Annotated in this window: 16 protein-coding genes and 1 pseudogene; 13 read left to right on the top strand and 4 right to left on the bottom strand. The window is 47.6% G+C overall.

Translation table 11 applies throughout. The features are described from left to right. Positions 1–210 precede the first annotated feature (210 nt). Complete coding sequence (locus tag WH46_RS18065; protein ID WP_017812075.1) at positions 211–489, top strand: HPr family phosphocarrier protein; 279 nt, start codon at positions 211–213, stop codon at positions 487–489. Positions 490–677: 188 nt separating this feature from the next. Here WH46_RS18065 and WH46_RS23520 read toward each other — a convergent pair whose 3' ends face one another. Continuing rightward, complete coding sequence (locus WH46_RS23520; RefSeq protein WP_017812076.1) at positions 678–1,547, bottom strand: AraC family transcriptional regulator; 870 nt, start codon at positions 1,545–1,547, stop codon at positions 678–680. A 222-nt stretch (positions 1,548–1,769) separates the two neighbouring features. On the opposite strand from WH46_RS23520, the gene WH46_RS18055 reads away from it, so the two are divergent. The 3 genes from WH46_RS18055 (at position 1,770) to WH46_RS18045 (ending at position 4,818) form a co-directional block, all read left to right on the top strand. Continuing rightward, the gene (locus WH46_RS18055) at positions 1,770–3,026 is read left to right on the top strand and encodes an ABC transporter substrate-binding protein (protein ID WP_017812077.1); all 1,257 of its coding nucleotides are present in this window, start codon (positions 1,770–1,772) and stop codon (positions 3,024–3,026) included. A 72-nt stretch (positions 3,027–3,098) separates the two neighbouring features. After that, on the top strand, positions 3,099–3,971 hold the full coding sequence (locus tag WH46_RS18050) for a carbohydrate ABC transporter permease (RefSeq protein WP_017812078.1): 873 nt from the start codon (positions 3,099–3,101) through the stop codon (positions 3,969–3,971). Positions 3,972–4,008: 37 nt separating this feature from the next. Continuing rightward, on the top strand, positions 4,009–4,818 hold the full coding sequence (locus WH46_RS18045) for a carbohydrate ABC transporter permease (protein ID WP_017812079.1): 810 nt from the start codon (positions 4,009–4,011) through the stop codon (positions 4,816–4,818). 194 nt (positions 4,819–5,012) lie between these two features. On the opposite strand, the gene WH46_RS18040 is transcribed toward WH46_RS18045, so the two are convergent. Genes WH46_RS18040 through WH46_RS18030 form a run of 3 tightly spaced genes read right to left on the bottom strand, consistent with a single transcriptional unit; the run spans position 5,013 to position 7,363 of the window. After that, positions 5,013–5,699, bottom strand: coding sequence for a response regulator (locus WH46_RS18040; protein WP_017812080.1), 687 nt, complete (start codon positions 5,697–5,699; stop codon positions 5,013–5,015). After that, positions 5,696–6,892 (bottom strand): sensor histidine kinase, encoded by a 1,197-nt coding sequence (locus tag WH46_RS23515; RefSeq protein ID WP_052714288.1) that lies wholly within the window; start codon positions 6,890–6,892, stop codon positions 5,696–5,698. Before WH46_RS23515 ends, WH46_RS18040 begins: the two co-directional genes overlap by 4 nt. Before the next feature lie 42 nt (positions 6,893–6,934). Next, entirely contained in the window at positions 6,935–7,363 is a 429-nt protein-coding gene (locus WH46_RS18030) for a DUF1453 family protein (RefSeq protein ID WP_046227816.1), read from the bottom strand. A 363-nt stretch (positions 7,364–7,726) separates the two neighbouring features. Here WH46_RS18030 and WH46_RS18025 point away from each other — a divergent pair, with 363 nt between their 5' ends. The 9 genes and pseudogenes from WH46_RS18025 (at position 7,727) to WH46_RS17985 (ending at position 16,463) form a co-directional block, all read left to right on the top strand. Next, positions 7,727–8,866: an iron-containing alcohol dehydrogenase family protein gene (locus WH46_RS18025; RefSeq protein WP_046227815.1), complete on the top strand. Its 1,140-nt coding sequence runs from the start codon at positions 7,727–7,729 to the stop codon at positions 8,864–8,866. A 67-nt stretch (positions 8,867–8,933) separates the two neighbouring features. After that, a complete protein-coding gene (locus WH46_RS18020) occupies positions 8,934–9,950 on the top strand; it encodes an ABC transporter substrate-binding protein (protein WP_046227814.1) in 1,017 nt (338 codons plus the stop codon). Positions 9,951–9,991: 41 nt separating this feature from the next. Next, positions 9,992–10,900, top strand: a complete 909-nt coding sequence (gene ssuC, locus WH46_RS18015; protein ID WP_269430638.1) for an aliphatic sulfonate ABC transporter permease SsuC — start codon at positions 9,992–9,994, stop codon at positions 10,898–10,900. 120 nt (positions 10,901–11,020) lie between these two features. Beyond that, positions 11,021–11,710 (top strand): annotated as a pseudogene (locus tag WH46_RS18010) (ATP-binding cassette domain-containing protein); the annotation flags it as partial. Positions 11,711–11,771: 61 nt separating this feature from the next. Further along, a complete protein-coding gene (locus WH46_RS18005; RefSeq protein WP_052714287.1) occupies positions 11,772–12,479 on the top strand; it encodes a GNAT family N-acetyltransferase in 708 nt (235 codons plus the stop codon). A gap of 1 nt (position 12,480) precedes the next feature. Beyond that, the gene (locus WH46_RS18000; RefSeq protein ID WP_017812089.1) at positions 12,481–12,774 is read left to right on the top strand and encodes a glutaredoxin family protein; all 294 of its coding nucleotides are present in this window, start codon (positions 12,481–12,483) and stop codon (positions 12,772–12,774) included. A gap of 118 nt (positions 12,775–12,892) precedes the next feature. Continuing rightward, positions 12,893–14,221: an LLM class flavin-dependent oxidoreductase gene (locus WH46_RS17995; protein WP_046227812.1), complete on the top strand. Its 1,329-nt coding sequence runs from the start codon at positions 12,893–12,895 to the stop codon at positions 14,219–14,221. 293 nt (positions 14,222–14,514) lie between these two features. Beyond that, positions 14,515–15,432, top strand: coding sequence for a LysR family transcriptional regulator (locus WH46_RS17990; RefSeq protein WP_046227811.1), 918 nt, complete (start codon positions 14,515–14,517; stop codon positions 15,430–15,432). A 140-nt stretch (positions 15,433–15,572) separates the two neighbouring features. Next, positions 15,573–16,463, top strand: coding sequence for a transporter substrate-binding domain-containing protein (locus tag WH46_RS17985; protein ID WP_046227810.1), 891 nt, complete (start codon positions 15,573–15,575; stop codon positions 16,461–16,463). Positions 16,464–16,477: the final 14 nt, after the last annotated feature.

Below are 16,477 nucleotides of genomic sequence, written 5' to 3'. Positions count from 1 at the left end.
ATCATTTGCCGATAAAATAGGTAAATGTAAACTATATATAGCTTGTTGAATTGTTAAAGCGGTTATATTTTTCCTACAACCTTTCAGGCAAGGAGCAGATTTTACGTTCCTGTTGCCTATTCGCTACAATAGACGTTTCCTAATCGTTCAACAGGCAGCTCACAAATGGATCAGTACCCATTATGCCAACACGAGAGAGGATATGAGAACATGAGAGTACATCAATTCACCGTTCAAAGTAATCTGGATCGCGCACATCTGCTGCGCATCGCCAACGAAGCATCACGCTTTGCTTCCGATATTCGCGTATCCTTTGGTCCTGACACCAACCGCAGAGAGGTCGATGTAAAAAGTCTGCTCGGCATGATGCTGACTATCATCCCGGCAAACACCGAGATCTGCCTGACTACACGCGGCAAGGATGAGCTGGAAGCACTGGAATATGTACAGTCGCTGTTTGAACAGATTATCATTGCACCATCCATGTAGTTTGTACGAAATAGATACAATAAAATCCCCGTTACCCCCAGCAGGATCGATATCGACCTGTGTGGTAGCGGGGATTTTTATTATGCACGTTATGCTGGTTACTTTTGCTGCGAATTTTATAAGGCATGTCTTATGATTCGTTTTTCATCATTTTGCACTACATCGTCATACAAAAGAACAAGGAATAATCAGAATTTATGCAGACGATAACGCTTGGGAGTAAATCCGCTATGCTTTTTGAATGCTTTGGAAAAAGAAAATACATCGGGATAGCCCACTGCAAAAGCAATCTCGGCCAAAGAGTCATTGGTATCCGACAGCAGACGACGGGCTTTTTCCATCTTGAGACTGCGGATATATTCGGCAGGTGGAGTTCTGTATTTCTCATGGAACTGCTTGCTGAAATGAGTACGGTGAATACCGACATAATTTGCAACCTGGGTAACAGTGAGTCCTTTGTCAAAATAGGCATGAATATACTCAATTGCCTGCTCCATCCAGGGCACAGGTTCCTTGGTAGGTGTGTAATCAATACGTGCTGCCTGATTAGCAGACAGCATGGCAAACATACCGAATAATACCTCCAAACGACGGAGTTCAGCACTAAAGGTATCAGAACGCTGATTCGTGTTTAATATAAGATTATAATAATCAATCATCTGATCGAAAAGCTCGGTACTGAGTTCGCTATATCCGTCCTGCATATTGCTTTCCTGGATCAGCAGATCCGCCTGGGGACCAGTAAAGCCTACAAAGTAAGTTTCAAGAGGTTCATCGGTATTATTGATATATTCAATGGTGGCCATGGAAGACATACACCATATATTATTTGTTCCAAGTACATAATTATGACCGTTTTTGATGATCATGCCACCCTGCCGATTAGCTATCCAGAAGCAGGTAGGATTGGTGGCAAATAACCTCCTGCAGCCAGGTTCCAGAGAGTAGCGACCTGCCTGTGTAATCCACAGTCCACCGGTTTGTATAAAAGAAGAAGTAGAAAGCATAAAACGCTCCAAGCTTTCTCTTTCGGCTTGAAAAATGATATCACTTGCCATCCGTTCGTATTCATCCTTTCTGTTTAAATAGGTACCCTATCATTATACAACACATTTTGACAAATAAAAACAGCACAAAATGACATTGTTTGATAATCTTCATTTTTGCTATGATTTAAATCACGGTATTCCTACTAAAATAATGGGGATATTTTAACTTTAGTTAATTTACATAGATAATCCCGATATGTTCATTGACGATACGAAAATGGAGGATGATTCATGAAAAATCAACGTACAAGATTGGCTTTACTGCTTGTTATGGTACTTGCGCTTACCGGAGTGTTATCCGCATGCGGAGGTGGATCTGATCAGGCAGCCGATGGCAAAGTAACAATCAGTTTCCTCCACTGGCGCGGGGAAGATACGCAGACGTTCCAGAAGATCATTGATGCTTTTGAGCAAAAGAACCCGAATATTGTCGTCGATATGCAAACGCTCACTTCCGATCAGTATCAAACAACGGCTCAAGCCAAATTGACTGATGGATCGGTAGGGGATGTATTCGCTTCTTTCCCGGGTGCACAATTTTCCGCACTTGCCAAAGCAGGTCTGTTCACGGATCTGTCCGGTGAATCATTCCTTAAAAATTATAATGCCAATCTGATCGAAGCAGGCAGTCAAGACGGCAAACAATGGGCTGTACCTTATCAGCTCGTGTATAATATGCCAATTTACAATAAAGCCCTTTTTGAAAAATATGGTTTGACTCCACCGAAGGACTGGGAGGGCTTCCTCAAAGTCTGCCAGACACTCAAGGATAACGGAATTATCCCGATTGCCTTTGCCGGTGGCGATATTGGACCCGGACAATTGATGAACACGATGGTAATGAATAATGAACCAAGCGAAGATATTTTCACCAAGGTCGAAGCAGGACAAGCCAAGCTGACCGATGAATTCTGGGTGAAAACACTGGCTGAGTTCAAAGAACTGAATGATAAAGGATTCTTCCAACCAAACTCTTTAGGTACCAAAGATCCGGCAGCAGGTGCACTGTTTATTCAGGGTAAAGCCGCCATGCTCGCCAGTGGTTCCTATCAACTGAGCCAGAATGCCAAGCAGAATCCGGAGCTACAGCAGGGACTGCTTGCACCGATCACTGTATCGGCGGATCAGGCCAAATATGAAGGCGTGCATACAAGTACATTTATGCTGGCTGTCAACAGCCGCTCCAAACATCCGGAAGAAGCGAAGAAATTCGTTGAATTCTTGAGCCAGCCGGATATTGCTGCTCAATATGCTAATGAAACCGGACAAAATGTAACACTTAAGGATATCAAGTATGATAGCAAGGAACTGAATATCGCTCAGGAATGGGCAGATAAGAAAACAGTATTCCAGCCTCGTTATACAATTGTAAATGCCGAGAATCAAAAGGCTGTGACCAACTCGATCCAGGCGGTCCTGGGTGGTGCTACACCAGAACAGGCAGCTCAGGACGCACAGGCTATTATTGATCAGCAGATCGGACGTTAATACGTTCTGCTGATGATTTGCTCCATGTATCACAGGTATCAAAAGATAAAGTAAAGGGATACGGTAACGCTTATGATTAATCGTAAATTACTATGGCTGTTTATGCTTCCTGGAATATTGCTGTACACCGGCCTGTTCGTATACCCGGCTTTATCGGGATTGTTCTACTCCTTTACCAACTGGGACGGTGTATCGCCGTCCTACAATTTTGTGGGAATTGACAATTACAAAGACAGCTTTGACAGCATTACATTCCGCAAGGCATTTCTGAATAATATCAAATTCATGGTCGTTGTGGTCGTGCTGCAGACGGTCATCTCGCTGGTACTGGCACTTGTACTTGCCAAGAACAGCCGCACACATGTTGTTTTCCGTGCATTGTACTTTTTCCCGGCTATTCTGTCATCGGTATCGGTAGGATTGATCTGGTCATTCATTTACGATCCTTCGATCGGTTTGCTGAATATGTCGCTTCAGAGTGCAGGACTGGATAGTCTGATGGGCAGCTGGACAGGGGATGCGAAGATTGCGCTGTATGCGATCGCCTTTGTACAGATCTGGGCACATGCCGGACAGATGATGATTATCTTTATTGCTGGATTGCATGCAATTCCGGGTGAATTGATGGAAGCCGCTCGTATTGACGGCGCCAACCGTTTGCAGATTTTCGGCAAAATCACATGGCCGCTGCTCGCGCCATCGGCAGCAATCGTTATCTCGTATACGACGATTCAGTCGTTCAAAGCGTTCGATCTGATCTTTGTCATGACAGATGGCGGACCGAACTATGCGACCGAGATTTTGACGACATATATTTATCATCTGGCGTTCTCCAATTATTCCTTCGGACTGGCATCTGCCGGATCCATGATTTTCCTGGTACTGCTGGGTATTCTGACGTTCTTCCAGTTCAGAGCATTGCGCCAGGAAGGAGCAAGAGGATGATTGGATATTTTACAGGAAAACGAGGTGAGCTGCTGCAATGAAATGGGTTGGACGTATCATCATGATTTTGTACGGGCTGCTGGTTGCAGCGCCACTGTATTTTGTAGTCGTATCTTCGTTTAAAACGAGCCAGGCTTTTTATGCGAATCCATTGGGCTGGCCGGATACATGGAGTCTGCAGAACTTTATTCATATTTTTGATGCTCAGCCCATGTTGCAATATTTTTGGAACAGTGCGAGGGTCACTCTGTTTACAGTAGTGATTGTATTATTCCTTGGAAGTCTGATTTCTTACGCTATTGTGCGTCTGGGCGGCAGATTGGGCAAATTCGCTTTTGCCTACTTTGTAGCCGGACTGATCATTCCGTCACAGGTTATTATGCTACCGCTGTATTCACTGGTGCGTCAGCTTGGATGGTCGGACAGCCTGACTGCATTGACGGTCGTAACTGCTGCCGGACTGCTACCGCTGACGGTATTCACGCTAACCGGATTTATGGAGATGCTAAGCAAGGAAATGATGGAAGCGGGAAGTATGGATGGAGCCGGTGAGTGGAAAATATACTGGCGTCTGGTATTGCCTTTATCCGGTCCATCGCTCTCGGCGACCGCGGCATTCCTGTTCGTAATGGTATGGAATGATCTGCTGATTCCGCTTATGCTGCTGAATAGTACGGAGAAGCTAACCCTGCCGCTCGCACTGATGCAATTCCGGGGCGAGTATGTTACGGATTACACCATGCTGCTGACAGGTGTCGTGATTACAGCACTGCCGATGGTTATTCTGTTTGTATTCCTGCAGCGATTCTTTGTAACCGGTCTGACTGCAGGTTCGGTCAAAGGATAAACCGTTAGCAACATGTTGGATATTGAATGTTAGATATTGAGTTTTACATGTTGAATGTTAAATTTCAAATATTGAATGCTTTGTATAATGACCCGTTTTGTAAAAGAAAAGCCAGACAGAACCCGAAAAAATGATTTTCGTGGTTTTGTCTGGCTTTTTGTGTACGATTCTATCGGGGAGAGTGGGCACCTTGTTCAAGTAACAATTCCCTGCCGTATAGCGACTACGGCCGCCTGTGTACGGTCTTTGACCCCAAGTTTCTGGATAATATTATGTACATGGGTTTTGACGGTACTTTCGGAGACGTACAGGTCGGCAGCAATCTCAAAATTGCGTTTGCCATAGGCGACAGCCTGCAGAACTTCCAGCTCGCGCTCGGTAAGCGGTTCGGTCAATGGCATAGCAGCGACAGACGAGTCGTCCCCATTTTGTACAGATAAAGGGCGGCCGAGCAGTTCAACGAGTGCACTGCCGGCAGTCGTGGTATTGTAAATGGCTCCACCTGCACAGATTGAACGAATTCCCTGAATCATTTCGTTCATATCAATATCCTTAAGAAGATAGCCGGATGCGCCTGCGCGAATTCCATCGATCACATATTCCTGCACATCAAAAGTCGTCAGCAGCACAATCTTGATCTCCGGACGCTGCTGCAAAATAGCACGTGTTGCTTCGATACCGGTCATACCCGGCATCTGGATATCCATCAGGATCAGATCGGGCTGATATTCACCGGTAAGCGCGACAGCTTCGTCGCCGGTAGATGCCTCGGTAACGACCTGCAGATCCGGCTGCAGATCGAGAATATAGCGGATTCCCTGACGAATCAATGACTGGTCATCGGCCAGCATAATACGAATAGGACGGTTAGGCTGGTTCATGGCATACTCCTTTGTTGTTCATGATGTATTGCAAATGAAAGGGGCAGGCGTGCTTCTACAATCAGGCCACTACCTTCGCGTGCCCGGAACGTACATTTACCTTGCAGCTGCTCGCAGCGCCGGATCATATTTTGCAGACCAAAGCCGTGAATTAACGGAGTGTCCTCGCGGTATACTCCATTATCGGCAATATGCATAATCACCTGGTCGCCCAGCTGATTGATCGTCACGTCTACGACTGATGCCTCGGCATGACGAACGATATTGGTCAGTGATTCCTGCAAGATACGATACAGAATACCATCGACGGCTTCGCCCCACTGGGAGTCGGCTGCATCCGCCTGGAAATTCAGTGTGAATCCCGAACGCTCTGCGACCTGGGAAGCGAGCGTATGCAGTTCACTCACTCCACGTTCACTGACCGACCAGTCTCTCACTACGCTTCGTACTTCGGCCAGTCCCTGGCGGGAAACGTCCAGCAGCTGATTCACGGTATGTTCTGCCTGCTCGGGATTGGGCCGAATCATCCATTTCAGTGCCTGCAGCTGTACGATCAGGGAAGTGAAATGATGACCAAGTCCGTCATGAATCTCGCCTGCGATACGTGTTCGTTCGGCCAGGGCTGCATAGCGGATCGATTGTAGCGCATTCTCCTGCAGTTCGTTATGAGCATGCTTCAGTTCATTATGCACGGTCTCCAGTTCCTGTAGCTGTTCACTATTAATGCGGAGCACCGAGATATACCGGTAAATACTATGTACGCCAAAATAAATACTTACCAACGAGATCAGCATGGAATAAGGAAATCCACGATCATAATCTGCAATCAGCATTAGTACACCGGTTAAAAGGGCAAAAAAGGAAGCAATACTCTTCTCCCGGACCGAAATGGTACACAGAATAGCAAACCATACCCACAGCAAAGCCAAAAAGTTGGCGGGCGTATTGGCCATGCGTTCATTAACGAACATCATGACATACAAAAATAGACTGAATGTGATAATAAAAAGTGGATGAAGCTTGAGGGGAGCCCATGTCAGGATCACAAAAATCAGCATGGTCACCGTATAGATCGACCAGATAAAAAAGGACTCCCGAAAATAGATAGTAAAGCAGCTGTACATCATAATGATGGTCACAGAAAGACGGAATACCAGCGAGTGGTTACCCATCAGCCTGTTCAGATTATCCATACGATTAATTCCTTCCCGCAGTAGTACCCTGTGCTGAAGCTATCAGATACCATGAATCAGCCGGTTGTAATCAAGATAAATTATGATGCGGGTAGTAACAACATTGGCCAGTGCTATAATCAGCAGACTATTGGATATCAATGTGGCTGCATCACTATGATGGGGCAGCAGATAACCCGAATCGATCAGATAACCGGTGAATACACGTACAGCAATCAGTACGAGCACAATAATCATACTGGTAATAGAAGATCTTGTTACAATTTTACCATTTATAGGGTCCTGATGAACAGTATGGTATCGGGAACGAATCCAGCCAATCATGGCGCCGATACTGATACTGACAAATAATATAATTTCCATGATCAGACCGCCTGACAGCATAGGCTGAATCTGAGGAGATACAGCATACAGCAGAATTGCCGGCAGCAGGAATAGTTGAATAGGACGTACTTCCTTGACTCTGGCCATAGGATCACTCTCTTTCTGTAGATGGGGAGATAGGAGTTATCAGCAGTGGGAGCGGATAATTATCCCTCCAATCATGAAGTTAATTCCAGTATAATCGGAAGCAGCATTCGCTTCATCGGTGGTTGGATGGATTTGGTCCCAGGTGTTCTCCACCTCCAGATGGAGCAGAGGATAGCTGGATAGATAGAACCTTTTGATATATGTATAGAATTTATTGATTAGCAGATGCATTGCGCTCTGGAGGAGCAGATGCTAGACTTTATTCAAGTTTTAACCAACTTAAATGGTCGGAATTATCGGATATCAATAAAAGTGATGATTTGCAAGGATTACATTTTATTAACAATCAAAGGGGTGCAGTACATGATAACCATCAAAGCTCCATCGATATACTTGAATGAGCCACATCTGCTGGCTGTCAGCGGCTCGCATATTCGGGCTCTTGGCAGCAATGCCCTCCTTATCGGTGGTCATACGGCGCTGGAGAAAGTTACACCTCATCTGCTCCCAGCGCTGGACGAGGCAGGGGTGAATTATCATTTGCAGCCTTTTCAGGGAGAGTGTACCCGTGAAGTAATTCAGGCTTATACGGGTATAGCACGTAAAGTTCAAGTAAATCTGATTATTGGTGCAGGTGGCGGCAAAGTACTGGATCTGGCCAAAGCAGTCGCCGAACAAGCCGGGCTCCCGGTAGTAACGATTCCGACGATTCCAGCTACCTGTGCAGCATGGTCGGCACTGACTGTTCTGTATGATGAACGGGGACAGGCAGCCGGATATTGGCCGCTGCGTCGCTCACCCGATCTGGTGCTTGCCGATACAGCGTTATTGGCGGCAGCACCTGCCCGGTATCTGGCAGCAGGCATAGGGGATACGCTGGTCAAATGGCATGAATTTGCAGTGAATCTCAGTGGCAATTATTCCAGTCTGGCGCTGCGCAGCAGTGTTGCTACTGCCCGACTGGCGCTGGGGATTCTGGAAGAGCATGCACTGGATGTGTACGAACAGACTCCTCGGCAGCAGATAACGCCTGAATTTATACAAGTCACAGATGCCATTATCGTACTAGCTGGTCTGGTCGGAAGTATTCAGGATGGATCGGTACACGCGGCTATTGCTCATGGATTGCATGACAGCCTGACCCGGCTGGAAGATACTCATCGCAGTCTGCATGGGGAAAAGGTAGCTTTTGGACTGCTTACCCAGTGGCAGCTGGAGCAAAAGGAATACCGGGAGCTGCACCGGCTGGCTTCGCTGCTGCATCAGTTGGATCTGCCGGTGACATTGAAACAGCTGGGTATTGAGGGCGATCGGGAACAGGCAGCCAGACAGATTGCCAAAGGATTGACTCTGCGTGAAGGAGCTGATCATCATCTGGCTTTTGCAGTCCATCCCGAAGCAGTTACTCGTGCCATTCTTGAGGCGGATGAGCTGGGAGAGCAGTTAATCGCCTCGACAGCGAAGAGGAAGCAAAGCGTACTCGGAAGTACACCGGCTCGCTAGATCACTTTATTTCAATATATATACGATATATACACAGATCCTATTAAACAAGAAAAGGTGATGATTCTTGAAACAACGTATAAACACTATTATATTCCTGTTTACATGTTTTAGTCTGTTGATCTTCCTGTCAGGCTGTTCGGGCAAAACGAATGAATCCTCACCCGGTGAAGCGGCTGCTGCGGGAGAAGTAACGATCCGTGTCGGTCAGACAGGGTGGGGGAATCTGGAGGAAGGATTGAAGGCGGCAGGGTTGGGTGATACACCTTACCATGTGAAATACAGCGTCTTCCAGGGAGGCAATCTGATCCTGGAAGCGATGGCAGCCGGACAGGTCGATTTTGGTATTACAAGCGAAATTCCGCCGATTTTTGCTTCGCAGGCAGCTGGTGATGGGGGATTCAAAGTGGTTGCGGTACAGGAAGGCAATACACTAAATCAGGAAGTTGTAGTGGCGCAGGGTTCCCCAATTCACAGTATCGCAGATCTTAAAGGCAAAAAAGTCGCTTTTGTCAAAAATACAACGGCTCATTACTTCCTGCTCAAAATGCTGGAGGAAGCAGGATTACGCTGGCAGGATATTGATGCGGTAGAGCTATCCACAGCAGATGGTCTGAGCGCATTGATCAGCGGTAAAGTTGACGCTCTTGCAAGCTATGGCAATGCCATTATTTCTGCCCACCAGAAAGACGCCATAACCATTGCCAGCGCCAAGGACATTCTGTCAGGCAGCTTTCTCGTTAATGTATCGGACAGTGCAATCAAAGACAGCGCCCAGCAGAAAGCGATTGCCGATTATCTGAAACGGATCAATCAGTTCCACGAATGGTCCCGCAGTCATCTGCAGGAATGGGCGCAGATTACGGCAGATGCTACTCATCAGCCGGTAGAGCAGGCACTGCAAACCCTGCAGGAAGGAGAAGCCCAGCGTCATAGTCGTATCATTGCCGCTTCTGCAGAGACTATCCGTTCGGAGCAGGATGTAGCGGATACTTTCACCAAGGCAGATGTGCTGTCCCAACCGGTTAAAGTGTCTACATTTTGGAGCGATGCATTCAGCTCGGGTCTATCCACCAATAAATAATAACTGCAGACCCATTATCAGATCGCAAAGGAGGTTATAGTGTGTCTTCAAAAAGTATAGCTCCACCGATTCAGGACCAGGCTGCACTTCATACAGCCGGGGAACATGTCGTAAATCGTGAATCTGGTACTTCTATTGCTTCGACCCGAAAGCGCTACAGTGCGGATGATAATGCTTTTCTAAGGAGCCCATGGTTAAATCGGCTGCTGCCGTTTGGACTGCCACTACTACTGCTTATCGGCTGGCAGTTGCTGACGGCTAACGGATGGATTGCCGGTAATATTCTGCCAACACCGGTAGAAGTATTTCGTGCCCTGATCCGGTTGCTCGGTACAGGTGAACTGGTTGAGAATATTGCTGTCAGTACAAGCCGTGCTCTGAGTGGATTTGCAATCGGAGGTGGGCTGGGCTTCCTGCTCGGCGTCGTCAATGGTATCTCACAGCTGTGGGAGAAAATATCGGATTCATCTATCCAGATGATTCGCAATATTCCGCATCTGTCGTTAATTCCGCTCGTCATCGTCTGGTTCGGAATCGGTGAGGAAGCCAAGCTGTTTCTCGTATCGCTGGGTGTATTTTTCCCGGTATATCTTAATACATTCCACGGTATTCGTTCGGTAGATCGTGGACTCGTCGAAATGGGCAAGGTGTACGGGTTGAGTCGTCTGGCGCTGTATATCCATATCATCCTGCCGGGTGCACTGCCATCGATTCTGGTCGGTATCCGCTATGCACTCGGTATTATGTGGCTGACCCTGATTGTAGCCGAGACCGTGGCAGCAGATGCCGGAATTGGCTATATGGCGATGAATGCACGGGAATTCATGCAGATGGATGTCATTGTACTGAGTATTCTGCTGTATGCTCTGCTGGGCAAGCTATCCGACAGTATGGCCAAGCTATTGGAGAAGCGCTGGCTGCGCTGGAATCCGGTACTATCCCGCAAATAAACAGTCAAAGGAGGAAAAGTAATGACAGTGGACCAGGCAGCTTTTCTGCATGTGGATCATATTGGTAAACGATTTGGAGAGCGGCAGATTTTGTCGCAGGTGGATATTACGATCGAGAGGGGAGAGTTTGTAGCGATTGTCGGACGCAGCGGCTGTGGCAAAAGCACGTTGCTGCGTCTGATCGCTGGTCTGGAGCAGCCGACCAGCGGACAGATCAGCATCGATCGCGATACCAAAGCTTCTTCGGCAGCAGGGGCTGAAGGACGGCGGTCAACCCGGTTTCTGTTTCAGGAATCCCGGCTGCTGCCATGGAAGTCGGTGCTGGATAATGTAAGGCTGGGCATTCCGGATAAAAACAGGCATACCGCCCGTGAAGCACTGGCACAGGTAGGATTGGCTGACCGCGAAAAGGAATGGCCGGGCATACTCTCCGGTGGACAAAAACAACGTGTCGCTCTGGCACGGGCACTGGCTAGTCGTCCGGATCTGCTGCTACTGGATGAACCTCTCGGCGCACTGGATGCACTGACACGTATCGAAATGCAGCAGCTGATCGAACGGCTCTGGATCGAGCAGGAATTGACGATTGTACTGGTCACCCACGATGTGAGTGAAGCTGTTGCTCTCGCTGATCGTGTACTGCTGATAGAGGAAGGACATATTGCGCTGGATATGCGCATTACTCTGGATCGCCCACGTGAACGGGACAGCGGATTTGCTCACTTTGAGAACCAGATTCTGGGCAGATTGCTCCAGCGGGATAATCGACAGCCGCTGCCGATGGTTAGACAGCCCAATTTCTCCATCTAATACTCGGGATCACCCGATATTAACGTTTACAAAATGAAGCTTATATTGAGGAGGATTATATATGACTTTTACTGGACCCAAGCCGTATGCCTATCAGGCACCCAAGCAGAATCGCTCTACCGAACCTTCTTTGTCAACAACTGAACTGTCGGATAATCATCTGAAATCTGCCAACAGCAGTACGGATACAGTCCATTCCGTTATAGACTCCCCAGCTGCAATTCACCAGCAGTCCGATATTATCTTGCGTCAGGCAGAAGGGACAGATACCGAGGAATTGCTGCAGGTCATACTGGACGCCTATGAGCCGCTTCGTCAACTGCAGATTCCATTTCCGGCAGGTTATGCAACGCTGGAGATGATCCAGAACAATATTGCCGCACATGAATGCTATCTCCTGATCAAAAATGGAGCGATTGCCGCGACTGTCACGCTGGACCGGGATGATCAGCCGCGACTGAAAGAATTGAGCAGTCTGCCGTTCATCCGCTGGTTTGCCGTTGGACCTCGGTTCAAAGGGCAAGGGTACGGTGCGCAGCTACTCAACTGGCTGGAGCAGGAGATTATAGCCGGCAAGCACGGTCAGCCGGGAGTCATGCTGGCGACAGCAACCCGTCATCCATGGTTGGCACCGATGTACGAACGACGTGGTTATTATACCTTTTATGATGAGAACCATAATGGCGAGCATATTGTCTTTATGGCCAAGCTGCTCGACCCTGAACAGGAATTGCAATCATTTATTCATACAACTACAGGAGGGAAATAAAATGTCTACAATTACCCAACCGGTTACACATATTATTGTCTGGAGCAAAACAGGCTGCCACTTTTGCCAGGAAATCAAAACCTATCTGGAACTGAATGGGTACACCTATACCAATTTGGAAGTCGCCGGTAATGATGTGCTGCGTGATGTGCTGGAGGCCAAGTATGGTATCCGTCATGTACCTGTCGTGGAAATAGGTGGCAACGGGAAATATACCGCTCTGTTGGAGCCGGATCTGGAGAAGCTGCAGTATCTGCTAAACAGTACACAGGTGGAAGAAAGCAGAGTCCAGTGATTCGACTCGCAAGCAATGAACAATAACTTTTGGTAAAAATCAATCAGAGGTATCGGTTCCGGTTTAGCCGAATGGCTATCGATCACTATTAATAATATAAGTAGAGAGGATGAGAGCAATGAGTCAGCAGCGTCAGCTTAAATTTGGAGCGATTATACACGGAATCGGAGGAAGCATGTCCACATGGAGGCATCCGGAGGTACCGGTTGATGCCAGTGTGAGTCTGGAGTTTTACAAGCGTCAAGCCGTAAAGGCAGAAGAAGGCAAGTTTGATCTGGTATTTATCGCGGATGGATTGTTTATCAATGAACAGTCCCTGCCTCATTTTCTGAACCGGTTCGAGCCGATAACGATCCTGTCGGCATTGGCGGCAGTTACTTCACGGATCGGCCTCGTAGGAACGATCTCTACCAGCTATAGTGAACCTTTTACCATTGCCAGACAGTTATCCTCCCTGGATCATATCAGCGGCGGACGTGCCGGCTGGAATGTGGTGACTTCTCCACTGGAAGGTTCTGCTCTTAATTATAGCCGATCCCAGCATCCTTCCCATCCGGAACGCTACCGGATTGCTGCCGAATACCTGGAAGTTACCAAAGGTCTCTGGGATTCATGGGAAGAAGATGCTTTTGTCCGGGACAAAGCAACCGGTGTTTTCTTTGATCCTTCCAAGCTGCATACGCTAAATCACCAGGGAGAGTATTTCTCGGTACAGGGGCCGCTAAATATTGGACGTTCCCGTCAGGGGCAGCCGGTTATTTTTCAGGCGGGATCATCAGAAGATGGGCGGAATCTGGCAGCTCAATCTGCAGATGCAGTCTTTACCGGACAGGAGACACTGGAAGATGCCCAGGCTTTTTACCAGGATGTGAAAAAGCGGGCAGCTGCCTACGGACGAAGCGAAAATGAGCTCAAAATCCTGCCTGGTATCACACCGATTATCGGACGGACTGAAGCCGAAGCAGAAGAGCGATACCGCGAAATTGCCAGCTTGATCACTGTGGACAAGGCACTGCTGTATCTGGGTCGCTTTTTTGATCATCATGACTTCTCCCAGTATGCGCTGGATGAGCCATTCCCGGAACTGCATGGAATCGGCAGCAACAGCTTCCGCAGCGGTACCGATAAAATCAAAAAAGATGCTCGCGAACGCAATCTGACCCTGCGTGAGGTAGCACTGCAGGCGGCGACGCCTCGCAGCAATTTTATCGGTACGGCTGAGCAGGTGGCAGACCGTATCCAGTACTGGTTCGAACAGCGGGGATCAGATGGATTTATTATTCATTCCGATCTGCCTTCCGGTCTCCATCAGTTTGTGGATGAGGTGGTACCGATTCTGCAGGAGCGTGGTATTTACCGGGAAGATTATGAATACGATACGCTACGGGAGAATCTTGGTGTTCCTATTCCGCAGAATCGCTATACCCGCCGGACTGTGAATAGCTGAGCAACAGCTGTATATATGATTGTTCCGGGCGAATCAGCTCCTAATGACTGTGCACATCAGGCCAGTGTCCCTACCTGTATAATAGGGGCCTGATGCTGCAGTTTGATTTTCCCATTATGAATACAAGTCGGAGAAAGTCTTGCTGTATATGGGCTCTAAAGGAATTCTGCTGATAGGCATGCTGGATTCGATAGGAAATCCCGTTGACAAGCTCTTTCCACCCACCTATGATACATAAAACCAAGTTAATTCATAGGTTAAGTTAGTATAATAATAGGAAAGGGGAATGCACGATGAATATTGAGAATATGGAAGCTTTTGTGTACATCAATCATTATGGCAGCTTCAACAAAGCGGCAGAAATTCTGTTTTTGTCACAGCCTTCTGTTACTGCACGAATACAGTCACTGGAGCGGGAACTGGGCTGTAAATTATTCGAGCGACTCGGCCGGCAGATTCTGCTGACTGAAGAAGGCCGGCGCTTCCTGCCTTATGCCCAGCAAATGCTGCAAGTGCTGCAAAAAGGCAGACAGCAGATTCAGACGGTTCGCACAACACCAGAGGAGCTGACCATTGGATGTACACTCTCGGTATCTCACTATATTCTTCCTGCACTGTTTCCCCGATTAAAAAAGCAATATCCGGCAACTCGCTTCAAAGTAGTGACAGCAGCTACAGATCAGCTGGTTAGCCGTTTGCTCAATAAAGAGCTTGATATGGCATTTGTACGCAAAGTAATGAATCCTTCGATTCGTACGGTATCCTCCTATGAGGATCCGATCTCACTGTATGTATATGCTGATCATCCCTTTGCCAGCCATCCTCCGGGATCGGCAGTTGCTTTGCAGGGAGAACCGCTGGTTTTTTTTGAATGTGGATCGCTTGACTGGTTGCGAATTCACCGTGTATTTGAATCGCTGCCCGTTCCACCGGATATTGCTTTTCAAGTAGATCATGCGGAGACCGCGCGCAAACTTGTACTGCAGCAGGCCGGCATTTCGCTGCTGCCAGGACTGAGCGTCCAGGAAGATGTACAGTCAGGCCGGCTCGTTCGTATTCCACTTCCTGAATTGGAAGGAATCTCGCTGCAGACTAGTCTCGTTACACTGAAAGAAAGCCAGATGCATATTGCTTCGGTAACGGCAGAAATGCTCCGTGAACTGGAATATTTTCGACCGTCAGGGATTCTGCAGGAACCTGTCCATTTTTAAATACAGATGGATTCTATCCTTTAGCAAGTGAATGAACTGTGCTGGACTGGATTCTAATATACAAAAGGGAAATCTGCTTGTTTAATTCTGATTAAATACATGCGAATTATATACTATCATTTGGGATGGGTGGAGAATCTATGATCAATAGGCATGCTATACGCAAATTATCACGCAGTACGCTCTGGGTAGGAGCACTTATGATGCTGTTATCGGGCTGCGCTTCTGTAAGCGAATCGAGCGGAGGCTCGGCTGGTAATACAGATGGAAATGCAGAAGCTGCTGCCAGTGGCAGTAATGTACGCAAGATCATCGTTGGTACAGGAACAGCGTTTCCCAACGTATGCTTTATCGATGAGAATGGCAAGCTTACCGGTTATGATGTGGAGCTGGTGCGGGAGATCGACAAGCGTCTGCCGGATGTGGAGTTTGAATTCAAAACGATGGAATTCTCCAATCTGCTGCTGAGTCTGGATACGAGCAAGATTGATTTTGTGGCTCATCAGATGGAGACTAACCCGGAGCGACAGCAAAAATATCTGTTCAATAAGGTTCCCTACAGCATTTTCCTGAACCGTGTCGCTGTCGCCAAAAACAATACAGCTATTCACGGATTGGATGATCTGGCTGGCAAAAAGGTAATGACCAGCGCGACAAGCAATGCTGCCTATCTGCTGAACCAATACAACAAAACCCATAATAATGCGATCCAGATAGTCTATACGAGTGGTGCAGCCAATGATACGGTACAGCAGATTGTATCCGGACGTGTCGATGCAACGATTACGACGGATTTTGCCAACCGGTTCAATACCGATGCGGATGGTCAAGTCGCTCTGAAAACAGTGGGTGAACCACTGAACCAGTCCAATGTGTACTTTGTATTCTGCAAGGATGAACAGCCGCTGGCGGACGAGATAGATCAGGCGATCAGCGAGATCAAAGCAGATGGAACGCTCAAGCAGCTCAGCGAAAAATGGCTCGGTGATGACTTTACCAAAACGCTGGCAGAAGCCAAAGTCACCCAGTAATACAGAAATATTCA

It is taken from the genome of Paenibacillus dauci (assembly GCF_000971985.1).
GTDB classification, from domain to species: Bacteria; Bacillota; Bacilli; order Paenibacillales; family Paenibacillaceae; genus Saccharibacillus; species Saccharibacillus dauci.
The sequence above is the reverse complement of the archived record's forward strand: the minus strand, read 5'-3'. Positions and strand labels throughout refer to the sequence as shown.